Source organism: Leptolyngbya cf. ectocarpi LEGE 11479, from assembly GCF_015207065.1.
GTDB classification, from domain to species: domain Bacteria; phylum Cyanobacteriota; class Cyanobacteriia; order Phormidesmidales; family Phormidesmidaceae; genus Leptothoe; species Leptothoe ectocarpi.
The window spans coordinates 1-14,903 of sequence record NZ_JADEXP010000144.1 but is presented as its reverse complement, the minus strand read 5'-3'; the positions used below and the strand labels follow the sequence as shown (position 1 = coordinate 14,903).

Sequence of the window (14,903 nt, the reverse complement as noted above, 5' to 3'; positions counted from 1 at the left end):
TGATTTTTAGATGTATCTGAAAAACTCCACTGCTTAATTCGATTACACTGGGGTTGTACAGCCGTAACTGCCAAAGACATTAGCTGCTCTTTTTGGTTTAATGCTCGCAGTGCTCCAAATACAAGATTAAACTCTTCAGCCTTCTCTTCAAACCTTTCATTGGAATGCGGGAAGACCTTGTCTAGATTATCTAAAAAGCACAAAATAGGAAGCTCATATCCAACACTTTCAATTGACTTAGAAAGGCGCTTGAAACATTGATGAAACTCACGGGATGACTCTTTGAGCGGTTGCCCTGCGTCAGAAAGGAGAGAGGGCTTTTCCACTAGAGGATTTCTGCTCTTAGCTAAACGGTACAGGCCTTGGAGAATTTCATCCAATAGCTCAATGCCATAAACAATACTGCTGTACTTCTGCAAATCTATATGAATAACAGCATGCTCCTGACAGGTTAAAGCTAGCTGTAGCAATATTGTTGATTTACCTGATTTTCGTAATCCAAACAGTCCCACATTTTGATTATCTTTAAGATCAGCCGCTAGCTGATTTAACAGCTCCGTGCGCCCAAAAAATAATAATTGATCGTCAATTGCATCCTTATCTCTAAAAAAGTCGGTTTTCTCTATATACCGCTGCACATGACTAGCGAAAACTTCTTTGCAATCATCAGTATTCGGCAGGGCCTTTTCAATCACGGCTAGAGCAATGGGCACAACCTTAAAATTCTGCTGCAGGCTTAAATTTGCCAATAATTCTCTAGCGGCTTTTTCAGGTGGAGCTTGATATAGGATAATGCCAGCGGGTGCTGAGTTAGCCTCTCTGATTTCATCTGATCTGTGAAACAGATCATCAATATCCTGTTCGGTCAGTGTTTCTGCAGCCACGGACACGAGAAAGGGTGGTTTTAATCCAAAGTCATCTGGAATTTTGGTCACTAGTAGATTGTTGTCGTCCTCCTGTCTAGACACAGCCCCCACCTGGTCCAAAAAGCTCTGGACTGATACTGAAACAGGACGATACTCCCCTACACTCAGGGATAAAATCTGTTCTTGGACTGACTCCCATCGCTCGGGAGATACTCGCTTGGCTTCTTTTCTGCACTTCAGCATTAGCAGCGTGACATACAGGCAGTCTTGACAGGCTTGAGCCTCTTCTCGAGACATCATCAGCCATGATTCGTCGATCTTCAGAACACCTAGGCAAACTTTTTTTAGATCATCTAAAAATTTCTTGTGGACATGACTAGGATATTGGGTACTGGGAATGTTTAGACTCAATCTGTTTAATTGCTCAAACAGTGATAAAAAGTCAGAGCTAGCAAAAATTTCATTCTTCTTTAAATCTTCATCGATGGAAGAGCGCTGCTCATGATTTTTTAAGTAGCGCATGCTGCGTACACTGGCCCGTTTGCGAATCTTATTGGCTAGGGGCTTGGCTAAATTGATGGCTTTTTTGAGATCGGTTTGAACTCGCTTTGTTAAGGCTGAGTCATTGAGCTTACCGGTACTCTCGATTTGAATAGTGACATTGTGAAACGCATTGATCAGATGCGTTGTCAGGGTCAAATCATTAGATGCCCGCAGATTATAGATAAACGGCTGGAGCAATGCCTGAACGGTTTCCAGGTCACCTTTTAATTTAGAACTTTTAGCTAGAATCCGGCTGTAGTGAAAGGCTCGGTAAAGAGCATTAGCTCGCTTTTCAATCAGTTGTTCTGAGGTGGATTCAACGGTGGTTACATTGGATGCCCACACCCATAGGGCGCTCAGTTTTTCGGTATTAATAAATCCTTGAGCTACCTGATTTAGGTAAAGCAAAAGGTTGATGACGTTACTCTCATCATATTTAAGACCAGCAATCAATAAGAAAACTTCTTCCCACCGTTTGTCATTGGCATGCAGACGCACCATCTCTGAGAGCGCCTGATTGGTGTAGTTTTCATAGATGTACTGAGCAGCCAGAAATTCCTGAAAGGTGAGGTGGGAAAATGAATAAATGCCTTCGGATTGCTCTACTAAGATACCTTGCTGAATGGCAATGGCATCTAGGATATTTTCGCCGCTGAGATTGCTGGGTGCATTCAATTCCCTTAAAAGGAATTCTCGAATATGTTTTACTAAGTTGGCCTTAGTAAAAAGTAGTTTGTCGTCTTTAAAGGCTTTATAGGCAATTTCAGCCAGCAGTTTCTCTTCTAGCTCAATATGTAAGCCTTCATATATACTCTCTTTAGAAATACGTTTCTCTTCAAACCATTTCTTTAAGAGAATACGCAGCCCTTCATGGTACAGAATACTTCTATTGCCAGAAAATGTTAGGGAGCGACTATATACCAGACACAAGAATGTTAGCAGCAGTGGAGTTTGAGCTAGCTCTCGTACCGCAATATTATCTGACTTTCGTAGGGACTTCCAACAGGTTTCTGCAGCTTCAGCATCCCCCACTTCATCCGAAGAGAACCAGTTGTAAATAAATTGCTTAATCTGTTCTTGGCTATTGCCAGCCAAGGTTATCTCACGGAAGCTAGGGGAGGGGCAGCGATAGGCAGCGGCCCTACAGGAGATAACGTAGCGATTCTTTTCATGGCGACCGACAAACGTTTCAATACTATCGAGTACCTGATGGCGACTGCTGGATGAGACTTCATCTAACCCATCAAATAAAATTAAAAATCGCCCTTTTTTTAAGGCTTTTTCAGTGATTTCTTCGCTTTCTGGAAAATCAAATGTTTTTAATTCATTGGCAATGTAGGTTTGAAAACTGATGGTCTCTTCCGTAAACTTCTTTAAATCAATCCAAATTGGTATGCAAGCATACTGAAAATCAGTTTCATTTTTACATTTCAGTGCTTCTAAACCAATTTTGCGAAGTAGTGTGGTTTTGCCAGCCCCTGGAGCACCAATAATTGATAAATACTGAATTTCATTGGCCACATCTATGGCCGTTTTTTTATCAGTTGATTTGGACGATAGCTTCCGCTCGTGGCGGGTACGGTAAGCTTTTTCCATATCATCAATAGACATGGATTTATTAATTTCGCCCTCTTCCAAAAGCCGAATCGGAACGTAAACCGAGTCTAAACTGACGGGCTTACTCATTCCTAAGATTTTTAGTCTGCCATGGCGTTCCCTAAACTTGTGCACATAGCTCTGTGAAGCGGACAAAATAGCCTGCTTCGTCTGTGGATTAGGACGCTTCTTGAATAAGCGGAAGAATCTTCTTCCTTTATGTCCCAATACGTCAATAATTAAGTTAGCTAACGACTGGGCTTGTGCAGACATGGTACAACGATCATCCGTATTCAAGAACTCATTAATGATGATTTTTACACGTGATTATGCCACGAGTCTACCTTGAACTATGCTGAAACTAGATTAGCTATTTTGCCGTTGCTGATTTAGCCGGTGAACGAGTCTATTAGAAATACTATATACCGACATCGCCTCAGGGATTTAGGCATCGAGCTTGAATGGGAAAGTTGCTGAGTTCCAGGGGCAGAATGCGATTAGTGTAGAGGTTGCTGAGGACGACCCTTGTGCAAACCATGTCCATCAGGCTAAGAAGTTCTGACGCTATGGGCTGGAGTGCTTAATTATTGTATTTTTTTGATGTAACTTACAGTTGAAACTAGAGCGTGGTCGAGCCAAAGCGGAGGGTGCTGTCAATCAGCGGTTGCTGCAACAGTTTAGAGAATAGACGGCAATTCCTGTTGAAAGCTGTCGGAGCATTTACCCTATCCCTAGGGAGTTGCAAACCATCCGCCCCCATGGGTCATGCGACCCATGATGCGGCTGTCCGACTCACTGTCTCAGCCGCCGCCAGTATGCAGGATGTATTAGAACAGCTTCGAACAGCTTATCAAGCCATCATGCCTGCCGTAGAAATTATCTACAATTTTGGTTCATCAGGTTCTCTTGCTCAACAAATTGTTCAAGGGGCTCCGGTCGATCTGTTTCTCTCAGCTTCCCCCCAGTGGGTGGATAGGCTGGGGAAAACAGGGTTGCTGCTGAGTAACTCTCGTCAGGTACTGATACAAAATTCTATGGTTTTGATCGTACCCAAGGGTGATAACAACATTACTAGTTTTCAGGACCTGTCCATAGCCAACAAAATTGCTATGGGTGAACCGGAAAGTGTGCCAGCTGGGCACTATGCTAAAGAGACTCTAAAATTTCTGAATCTTTTTGACAGTCTTCAGGCCAAGTTGGTCTTTGGCAAAAATGTTCGCCATGTGTTGGCCTATGTGGAAACGGGCAATGTGGATGCGGGTCTGGTCTATGCCACAGATGCACGGATATCTAGGCATGTACAGATGATTACCACGGCACCGGCTAACAGTCATACTGACATTATCTATTTAATAGCTGTTGTTAAGGCCAGTCAGCAGGTCAATGCGGCCCAAGCCTTTGTTGATTTTTTGGTCAGTGCTCCGGCCCTTGCCATTTTTCAAGACTATGGCTTTCTTAACGTTGAGCGGTGAGTTGGGCCGTGCCGAGAAATGTTGAGAGATGGCACAATCAAAGCGGCCTGCTCTGATACTGTACTCAATGCCCACTGATTTTTCTCCCCTCTGGATTTCGCTGAAAACGGCATTGGTCGCCACGGTATTGGCCGTTTTTCTAGGAATTACTGCAGCCCGATGGGTAATGGGTCGCCGGACGCGGGGAATGATCGACGGGATCTTTACCCTACCGTTAGTGCTGCCGCCAACCGTGGTGGGGTTTCTACTGCTGTTGCTATTGGGTAACCATGGCCCTGTTGGTCAGCTGCTCAATCGTGCTGGGATATCGATAATTTTTACGTGGATAGCGGCTGTCATGGCTGCTACGGTTGTTGCTTTTCCCCTAATGTATAAAACGGTTTTAGCGGCATTTGAGCAGGTTGACCCGACCCTGCTCAGTGCTGCCCGTACCCTGGGGGCAACAGAGTGGCGGCTGTTTTGGCTAATCCTTATGCCCCTGGCTGGGCCAGGTATATTGGCGGGAACGGTCTTAAGTTTTGCCCGTGCTCTGGGAGAGTTTGGGGCGACTTTGATGGTGGGTGGCAGTATTCCTGGGATCACGAAAACGGTGCCCATTGCCATTTTTTTTGCGGCAGAAGCTGGAAATATGGGGGTGGCTCTGGCCTGGGTACTCATGATGGTGGCTATTTCGCTGGGGAGCATTGCCATTATTGCCCGTGGCTCTGGAACAGGGCATAACGCCTTGACTAAACGAGGGTTTAACTGGATTTTTTTTGGAACCGCAACATTTTCCTTACCCATCAGGGACTCTCGATGGCCCCAGAAATCGGCGGTCAACTTAGTCTCTCCTGAGTTGCAAGTAGATCTAGAGAGTGTACTGTCGGGGTTTCACCTTGATGTGGCGTTTCAGGTGGGGCAACGACCGTTGGGAATTCTTGGGGCTTCGGGGGCTGGCAAGAGTATGACGCTGCGCTGTATTGCTGGACTAGAAACGCCTATACAGGGGCAGCTTGTGCTCAATGGTCGGATATTATTTGATGCGGAAAAGGGCGTCAATGTAAGGAGCTGCGATCGCAACATCGGCATTGTCTTTCAAAACTATGCCTTATTTCCCCATCTCACCGTTGCCCAAAATATTGCCTTTGGCATCAAACCCCGCCATCGACGAGTAACCCTGGTGGCCAGTTGGCTAAACATGCTGGAACTATCCGGTCTAGAAAATCGTTACCCCCGTCAGCTATCGGGCGGACAGCAACAGCGGGTGGCCCTAGCCAGGGCCCTGGCCATGGAGCCAGAAATTTTGTTATTAGACGAACCCCTATCGGCACTGGACACCTATCTACGCAGCCACCTTGAAACCCTATTGCGCCAGGTGCTTTCACACTACGACGGTATTACCCTATTCATCACCCACAAGCTGGAAGAAGCCTACCGCCTTTGTCCCCATCTGTTAGTCCTGGCCAATGGCCAGATAGCAGCAACCGGACCTCGAGAAGAGATTTTTAGACACCCACCCAGTGTAGACGTAGCCCGAGTCACCGAATGCAAAAATTTTTCCTCAGCCCGTCGCATGACAGATCAATCTGTGGAAGCCTTAGACTGGGGCTGCCAGCTGCAGGTGATGACTTCGCCCCCAGCCGAAACCGCCCACATTGGCATTCGGGCTCACCATATCCTGTTTCCAGGCCTCACCCATTTGGAAGTGCAGACCCCCAACACCTTTCCCGGCTGGCTGGCCACGGTCAGTGAAACTCAGCATCGCGTGACTCTGTATATCAAGCTCCACAGCCCGCCTAGCGATGTCTATGATTACCACCTACAGGCAGAGGTCTACCGCGATCAGTGGTCTCTGCTACAGCAGCGGCCCCTCCCCTGGCCAGTACAGCTAGCTCCCGAATCTGTGATTGTGATGACTCATTAACAAACATGGAGCGATATGGAGCAATACTTAAGCAGGCGTAAAAAACAAAAGTTTTCTAAAGATCCCTCGCTATGGTTATTAGCATTAGGAGATATCAATCAATAACGTGTTGGCTGGGTGTTGTGCCGCTGTGTCCCATTATCAAATCTTGAAGGAGAGCGACGTCAAAGATTTGAGCAACGCGCATGGACTGGGGCGGTGTGGAGTTTTTGTCGCTTCCTCCCTTTGCTGTTTCCGACGAGGGCTTCAACTCCCTAGCAGAGCGGTCATAGGAAACAAACGTCCTTAGTCACTTTATCGCCGTCCATGGCAGAACTCTGGTGGATCTTGATGTTTCAGGTGAGACTGCAGCTCACGCTGCTGCAGCTGGCTGCGGTTGAGTCCTATGGCAGCATCGCCTATGAGTATGAAAAGAATTCCTATCCGCTGGCGATGGCGGATGTGCTGTGGGGGCGCTCGTCGTCGCTGGAATTTTTGCAGCAGATTGACTCCCAGGCCACGGAAACTCAGGGCGTAGACCTACTGTCAGGGTTTACCCTCAAAAGCCAGATGCGCAAGTACTTTTACTTTGGCAACCAGCTTGAACCGGCCTATCGACAGCGGATGTGGCAGGCGATGCACGACTTTACTGTGAGCGATCCGCTGACCCGTAAGGCTCAGCCACCCCGTAAATTTTGGTCTCGGTCCACCGATGATTGTGATACCCCGGTTGATTGTCGCAACACTGATAACCTCAGGGCCATGCGGGATACCTCGGTATACCTGATGGCGGAGGAAACGGGGAATGAGGCTACCCGGTTAATTTATAAGCAGCATCTGGAGCGCTACGTGTCCACACTTCTGGACATCGGGATGGGGGAATGGGATAGCCCGGTTTACCATGGTCACACGACAGCGGCCTATTTGAATCTGTACGACTTTGCCAAAGATCCGGAGGTGCAACAGCTGGCAAAGGAGGCTCTTGACTGGCTCTATCATTCAGCGGCGATCAAGTACTGGCGCGGTAGCTGGACAGGTCCATCCAAACGGACCTATGGGGATAGCGCCGCCCGTTTTTTCTGGCTGTATTTTGGTCAGGCCCCGGCACCCGATGAGCCGGAGCGGGATTGGCTCTATGGGATTACCAGTGATTATTTGCCGCCAGCGGATGTGGTTGCGATCGCACAGCGTCGATTCTCTAAACCCATCGAACTGCAGCGCACCCACCCCCACTATGAAAACTGGAAACCCAAACTCTATGGCCCCGCTTTCTATGAAACGCTATACATCAGCCATAGCTATCAGCTTGGCAGCCTAGCCAAGGGAACTGGCGGCGATTGGCAGGGCTTTAGTCTGCATATGGCCAACGACACTGGCGGGACTGATGAGCTAACGGTCAATGCTGACCAGCCCCACGCCATTGCCCAGTATGAGAATCTGTTGATCTGGCAGGGTAAAACAGCCCCTCAAATAATTATTCCTGACGGCTGCACTAAAGCAGCAGTAGATCAAAAGACAGCAGCTGGCCTCACCTTCCTGGCTTGTCATCAAACCTGGATCGCGGTCCACAGATTTGACCACGGGTTTGCACTGGAGATGGGAGAACCACAGACCCACGGCAGTTTTACCACCTTCCAACGCCAAGTCACCTCCCAGGCGAGGCTAACGGTAGATGCCAGGCGGGTTGACTATCAAGGTAGTACGGGTAAGCGCGTTGCCATCTCATTTCATGGTCAGGGACTGCCACAGATTTGGCGGGACGGCCAACACCATCGCTGGGCAGACCATGACCGAGACGTATCGTTTGTGTGGCAACAACTATCTTTCTCCCAGCGCTGAAATTTATGCCAGTTAACGCAAGATATTTTGTTGTGCCCAGCGTCATTCTGCAGCAACGCCATCCAGCACAGTCTTACCGATGGCCTTACCGCTTTCCTGCAGCTCGTGCGCAGCACGCAGATTCTCAACATTGAGAATGCCGCCATGGTGATTAACGGTCGAAATCAGCGTGCCATCATCCAGAAGCTCTGAAACTCGGTTCAGCAGCTGGTGCTGTTTATCCATATCCTCTGTCTGGAACATCGACCGAGCAAACATAAACTCCCAGCTTAAAGAGAGTGCCTTGCTCTTCAGGGGCACAACATCCAGCGACCCCGGATCGTCAATTAGAGCGATGTGACCACGTGGTTTAATCAGCGCTTGGATTGCCCCATAGTGGCTGGCCGTATGGGTAAGCGAGGCCACATACCGAGGTGAAATGCCCAGCGCCTCCATCTCCTTGTCCAGTGGATTGCGATGGTTAATAATATGGTCAGCCCCCATCTTGGCAACCCATTCCCGAGTATCATCACGCGACGCTGTCGCGATCACGCTCAGCCCCGTAAGCTTCTTTGCCAGCTGGATCAAAATAGAGCCGACGCCGCCAGCACCGCCAATTACCAACAGTGATTCACCGGCACCGTCTCCTTCTTTAAAGCCAAAACTGTCGAATAGAATCTCCCAGGCTGTAATACTCGTCAGCGGTATTCCCGCCGCCTCTGCAAAACCCAGGGACGACGGCTTGCGACCTACAATGCGTTCATCAACGACGTGAAACTGGGCATTGGTGCCAGGCCGGGTGACGTCACCCGCGTAAAATACGTCATCACCGGGCTGAAACCGCGTCACATCTGAGCCGACTTCTTTTACAACCCCAGCAGCATCAAAGCCAAGAATGCGATGCCCACTGTCCGGCTGAGCCTTGCTCCGCAGTTTGACATCAACCGGATTAACGGAGACACCCCGCACCTCTACTAACAGATCATTGGGTCCAGGTTTGGGACTATCGGCCTCGAACTCAATCAGGGCGCTGTCTGCCGAAATCGGTCCCGCCTCTGTATAGCCAATCGCTTTCATCTGATGTCTCCTTTCAGTCTGTGAAGCTCGTTGACACCATGGTAATCATTCGCGTAGAAAAGATAATCAGGCAAACAGCGAAATCATAATTCGTATATTTTTGATAATGGATATCTTATCGCTGCGTTTATCAGGCAGAATCGCGCATCTGTTGGATACAGCTCCAACAGTCTTGGGCAATTGCCCAGTCTTCCTGCGTGTGAATTACCAACACCCGCACCGCAGAGTCAGTCATGGCAACATCTTGATCAACAGGATTTTGTTCATTTTTAACCAGGTCTAGCTTGAGTCCCAAAAAAGCCATGGCTTTGCAGGTTTCTGTGCGAATCGATGCCGCGTGTTCACCAATACCGGCGGTAAAGACAATGACATCTAGCCCACCCAGACCCATGAGCATAGAACCAACACAGGACTTGAGACGGTGAAGATAGATATCTAGAGCCAGCTGAGCCCGGACGTCTCCGGCTGTAATTGCCTCTTTAATGTGACGTAAATCATGGGAAATACCCGAAATACCTTTAAGTCCCGACTCTTTATTGAGTACCTGATCTAGCTGGTCGGCGCTGTACCCCTGCCGCATTAAGTAAATCAAAATACCTGGATCAATCGCTCCAGACCGAGTACCCATCATCAGCCCATCTAGGGGCGTAAACCCCATGGTGGTATCGATGCTCTGACCATGGTGAACCGCTGTAAGAGAACCGCCATTTCCCAGGTGGCAAATAATCAGCCGCAAATCATCACGCTTGAGGAGCTGAGCAGCTCGCTGGCTACAGTACTGATGACTGATGCCATGGAAGCCATAGCGCCGGATACCCTGGTTTACCCACTCATAGGGACCCGGATAAATAGCGGCCACATCCGGCATCTGGCGATGAAATGCTGTGTCAAACACCGCTATCTGGGGGGTGTCTCCCAGTAGCTCCTCCATTAGTTCAATGCCTTCGAGGTTAGCAGGATTGTGATTGGGAGCTAGCGATCGCAGCCGACTAATCTCTGTCTTCACATCAGGGGTAACTAAGGTGCTCGTCTGGTATGTTTGCCCACCATGGACAACCCGATGCCCAACGGCATCAATCTCATCTGGCCTGTGAAGGACAGGGTTTGTGCCCTGCCACAGAGTGCTGAGCACCTCAGAGAGAATTTGCCGTCGGGAGGTAAAGTCTTTGTTTTCCTTGAGAGGTGCCCCTGGTGAAGCGGCCTTGGGAGAGACCTCGACAGTCACCCGGTCAGAGTACCAGTCAATTTGCGCCTGCCACACTGGGGCCGGGGCTGACTTGGGTAAAAAAGCATCGCCCCAGGCATAGAGACAGAGCTTGTGACTACTAGAGCCAGCGTTGAGAACAAGGATTTTCATCGGGTCTGTGGAATGGCCGTAACTCTGCTAATCGTCTTTTGAATACGGCCATCGCCAGTTCACAATGGCATCCTCATCTTTGCCATGCTCATGGGCATAACTCAGACAGGCGATGATCTTGTTTTTCATCCGTTCTTTGACATGGGCGGCTGCCGAACCCAGCTTGGGCACCCGGTTGATCACGTCAATTACCAAGTTAAAACGGTCCACCTCGTTATTGATCGCCAGCTCCAACGGCGTATTGATATTCCCCTCTTCTTTATAGCCCCGCACATGGATACGTTCCTGGTTAGACCGGCGATAAACGAGCTTGTGAATTAGCCAGGGATAGCCATGAAAGTTAAAGATGACAGGTTTGTCAGGGGTAAACAATGAATCAAAATCCCAGTCCGATAGGCCATGGGGATGTTCTCCCTCTGAAACCAGCTTAAATAGATCAACTACGTTAACAAAACGCACCTTGAGTTCAGGAAATTCTGCCCGTAAAATAGCCGTTGCCGCTAGAGATTCCATGGTAGGAATATCTCCACAGCAGGCCATGATCACGTCGGGTTCATCGGGCTCGGTGCCACAGTCATCGTTGCTGGCCCAGTCCCAAATGCCAATGCCCTTGGTGCAGTGGGCAACGGCTTCATCCATGGGCAAATACTGTAGATGCTTTTGTTTATCGGCAATGATGACGTTAATGTAATCCGTACTGCGGAAGCAGTGGTCAGCGACCGATAACAGACAGTTGGCATCTGGCGGAAAATACAGCCGCACTACATCGGGGCTCTTATTGGTCACTAAATCCACATAGCCGGGGTCTTGGTGACTAAAGCCGTTGTGGTCCTGTCGCCATACTAGGGACGACAGTAGAATATTGAGAGACGATACCGACCGTCTCCAGGGAACATGGTTACGACAGATATCTAACCACTTAGCATGCTGGTTAAACATAGAGTCCACCACATGGGCAAAGGCCTCATAGGTGTGGAAAAGACCATGGCGTCCGGTGAGGAGATAGCCCTCTAGCCAGCCTTGCAATGTGTGCTCGCTAAGCATTTCCATCACCCGACCATCGCGAGATAGCTCAGTTCCCCCCGCGTCTTCTGGATAGATGTCTGCCATCCATACCTTTTTGGTGACCTGATAAACATCTTGCAACCGGTTCGACGCGGTTTCATCCGGACCCATCAGTCGGAAATTATGGGGATTGTCCCGCATGATATCCCGCATCAGCAGGCCCAGCACCTTGGTATTTTCAAACTCTTCGGTGCCATGGTGCTCCATCTGAATGGCATAGTTATGGAAGTTGGGGATCTTTAATGCCTTGCGTAGTAAGCCGCCGTTGGCATGGGGGTTCGAGCCCATGCGCCGGTTGCCAGTGGGGGCCAAGGCTTTGAGTTCGGGGATCAGGGTGCCCGTCTCGTCAAACAGCTTTTCTGGCTGGTAGCTACGCATCCAGGCTTCTAGCCGTCGCAGGTGGTCAGGGTTATCGTGCATGCCCCCCATGGGCACCTGGTGCGATCGCCAAAAGTCTTCAACTTTTTTGCCATCGACTTCGGCTGGCCCGGTCCACCCTTTCGGGGTACGTAAGACAATCATTGGCCACCGAGGGCGCTCCACCTGCCCTGAGACCCGTGCTGTTCGCTGAATCTCTTTGATGGTGAGCACGCATTCTTCCATCACCGAGGCCATCTGCTGGTGCATTTCGGCAGGATCGCTACCTTCTACAAAGTAGGGGGTGTAGCCGTAGCCTCGAAACAGATACTCTAGCTCTTCCTGGGAAATCCGTGCCAAGATGGTTGGGTTAGCAATTTTGTAACCATTCAGGTTCAAAATTGGCAGGACGGCCCCATCGCGAGCAGGATTAATAAACTTGTTGGAATGCCAGGCGGTGGCTAAGGGACCGGTCTCAGCTTCCCCATCACCGACGACACAGGTAACAATGAGATCCGGATTATCTAAGACGGCTCCGTAGGCATGGGAAACGCTATACCCAAGCTCACCACCTTCGTGGATGGATCCGGGTGTCTCAGGGGTGACGTGGCTACCAATAAACCCAGGAAATGAGAATTGTTTGAAAAATCGCTGCATGCCTTCAGCGTCTTCACTTTTGTCAGGGTAAAGCTCGGTGTAGGTGCCTTCTAGATAGACCGGACCCAGCACGCCGGGGGCACCGTGACCCGGTCCGGCTACGAAAACCATGTCTAGATCGTACTTTTTGATCAGTCGATTGCAGTGGACATAGGTAAAGCTGAGGGCTGGAGACGCTCCCCAGTGGCCCAGCAGGCGATGCTTCACATGTTCAGCTTTGAGGGGTTCCTGCAGGAGAGGATTGTCTCGCAGATAGATCATGCCAACCGCGAGATAATTACAGGCCCGCCAGTAGGCGTCTATGAGAGATAACTCATCTGGTAGCACAGGTGTTATGGAACTGGTTGATTGAATGGGGGCTTGAACCATGGTTAGTATTCTCGTCCAGCAAAAACGACACGCTAAAAGTCTTTTTGACCTTGAGTTCGGGGCCTTGAATAGGTTTACTAAAAATAGGGTGATTAAGAGCAGGTTAAATCCACAACAGCTCTTAATTTTTTATTAACAGATGGCATTAAATAAACAGAAAAAAATCAGTCAGATATGACCATTGTGTTTTCTGATACTTAAATTTGAGATCTCAATGACTTGCTCAGGCAGCGCTTATGATTGGGCTTTCTCAAGGTATCAGCTCCTTAACAGAATAGAGTGAAATTTCTAGGGACACTGAACTTTATACTCAAATTCTATCTCAAATTTCTATTTTGGCATTCATTAGTTTTGAGAGAGCTTTAGTGTTCTTTTAAGATTACTAAAAAGGTTCAGACAGTAATCGGTGAGCCTTTTCCACCAAAATCCCGTGGTATGGACGGTGGTGTATTTACCGCATTCATACAAGCTATTCAAGTAGTTTATAAACTATGCTCAAGTTAAAACCTGTAGTTTACTCTATGGAAATGCTTCAAGCCTGGATGTGAACAAGGGTTTCAAAAGTATTCGGATGATTTTAAGTTTACTTCCCCAATTTTTATGGACAGGTCTTACTATTGAGATGGAATAGGTTTAGATACGTCGCTAGCTTGTTTTTATGACAACAAGTGAGGTTATTCAATGAGAGTAATGCAGGTAAGTGACCTTACGCTAACTAGAGTGGAGTAGGCAAATACGGATGAAAACAGCTCTTTTTAATGCCAAACCCTATGACCAGCGCTCATTTACTGAAGTCAATGCAGCCTATGGTCATGAATTGACTTTTTTTGAACCGCGTTTGACGGTAGAAACAGCCTCTCTGGCTTCCGGTTTTCCAGCAGTGTGCGTGTTTATTAACGATGAGTTGAATGGAGAGACACTGCGTGCGATCGCAACCACCGGCACCCGCATCATCGCTCTCCGCTGTGCCGGATTTAACAATGTCAGCCTAGATGTGGCTAAGAGTCTGGGCATAACCGTGGTGCGAGTTCCCGCCTACTCTCCCTATGCCGTGGCTGAGCACGCTGTGGGACTGATCATGGCCCTCAATCGCAAGCTGTATCGTGCCTATAATCGTGTCCGAGACGACAACTTTTCCTTAGATGGCTTGTTAGGATTTGATCTCCATGGCAAAACTGTTGGTGTGGTTGGCACTGGCAAAATTGGTCAATGTTTTGCCCAGATTATGAACGGGTTTGGCTGTAAGCTGTTGGCCTACGATGTCCGTCCTAACCCGGTCTGTGAGGCCATGGGTGTGGAGTATGTAGACCTATCTTTGTTGTTGACTCGCTCCGACATTGTTTCTCTCCATTGTCCTTTACTGCCCTCCACCCACCATCTGATCAATAAAGAGTCGTTACAGCACCTACGACCAGGGGCAATGTTGATCAACACTAGCCGTGGCGGCCTGATTGATACCTCAGCCGTTATCGAAGCCATTAAGTCGGGACGCGTGGGCTACTTTGGCATTGACGTCTACGAGCGAGAAGGGAACCTATTTTTTGAGGATCTGTCAGACACCGTTATCCAGGACGACACATTTCAACTATTACAGTCGTTTCCCAACGTGGTGATTACCGCTCATCAAGCATTTTTTACACGGGAAGCCCTGCGCAATATAGCTAACACCACCCTATCCAATATTACTGACATAGAAACAGGGCAGGGCTGTAGTAACGAAGTAGCTGCCTAAAGGGGATATGCCCCTTCAGGCAAGCAAGCATAGAGCGCCGTAACTGCCCCTTGCCCCTTGCCCGCCTTTACCTGAAACCTTATGGTTGTGCAGCTCCCCTATAGTTCTAGAT

At 48.8% G+C, this 14,903-nt stretch carries 8 protein-coding genes; 4 read left to right on the top strand and 4 right to left on the bottom strand.

The features are described 5' to 3' along the window. Positions 1-3,020 (bottom strand): NACHT domain-containing protein (locus IQ260_RS15985; RefSeq protein WP_193994104.1); only part of this gene is annotated, 3,020 nt, incomplete at its 3' end. 743 nt (positions 3,021-3,763) lie between these two features. Between IQ260_RS15985 and modA the strand changes: the two genes are divergently transcribed. The 3 genes from modA to IQ260_RS15970 all read left to right on the top strand — a co-directional run bounded on the left by modA (position 3,764) and on the right by IQ260_RS15970 (position 8,198). Beyond that, positions 3,764-4,477, top strand: a complete 714-nt coding sequence (gene modA / locus IQ260_RS15980; RefSeq protein WP_193994103.1) for a molybdate ABC transporter substrate-binding protein — start codon at positions 3,764-3,766, stop codon at positions 4,475-4,477. Positions 4,478-4,505: 28 nt separating this feature from the next. Then, complete coding sequence (gene modB / locus IQ260_RS15975) at positions 4,506-6,380, top strand: molybdate ABC transporter permease subunit (RefSeq protein ID WP_228016170.1); 1,875 nt, start codon at positions 4,506-4,508, stop codon at positions 6,378-6,380. Positions 6,381-6,686: 306 nt separating this feature from the next. Continuing rightward, positions 6,687-8,198 carry a glycoside hydrolase family 88 protein gene (locus IQ260_RS15970; protein ID WP_193994102.1) on the top strand — a complete coding sequence of 504 codons (1,512 nt, stop codon included), beginning with the start codon at positions 6,687-6,689 and terminating at the stop codon, positions 8,196-8,198. 42 nt (positions 8,199-8,240) lie between these two features. Here IQ260_RS15970 and IQ260_RS15965 read toward each other — a convergent pair whose 3' ends face one another. The 3 genes from IQ260_RS15965 to IQ260_RS15955 form a co-directional block, all read right to left on the bottom strand. After that, the gene (locus IQ260_RS15965; RefSeq protein ID WP_193994101.1) at positions 8,241-9,254 is read right to left on the bottom strand and encodes a zinc-binding alcohol dehydrogenase family protein; all 1,014 of its coding nucleotides are present in this window, start codon (positions 9,252-9,254) and stop codon (positions 8,241-8,243) included. A 130-nt stretch (positions 9,255-9,384) separates the two neighbouring features. Continuing rightward, entirely contained in the window at positions 9,385-10,611 is a 1,227-nt protein-coding gene (locus tag IQ260_RS15960) for an acetate/propionate family kinase (RefSeq protein WP_193994100.1), read from the bottom strand. A 27-nt stretch (positions 10,612-10,638) separates the two neighbouring features. After that, positions 10,639-13,059, bottom strand: coding sequence for a phosphoketolase family protein (locus IQ260_RS15955; protein WP_193994099.1), 2,421 nt, complete (start codon positions 13,057-13,059; stop codon positions 10,639-10,641). Between the two features lie 739 nt (positions 13,060-13,798). Between IQ260_RS15955 and IQ260_RS15950 the strand changes: the two genes are divergently transcribed. Continuing rightward, positions 13,799-14,791, top strand: coding sequence for a 2-hydroxyacid dehydrogenase (locus IQ260_RS15950; protein ID WP_193994098.1), 993 nt, complete (start codon positions 13,799-13,801; stop codon positions 14,789-14,791). The last annotated feature ends 112 nt before the right edge of the window (positions 14,792-14,903 follow it).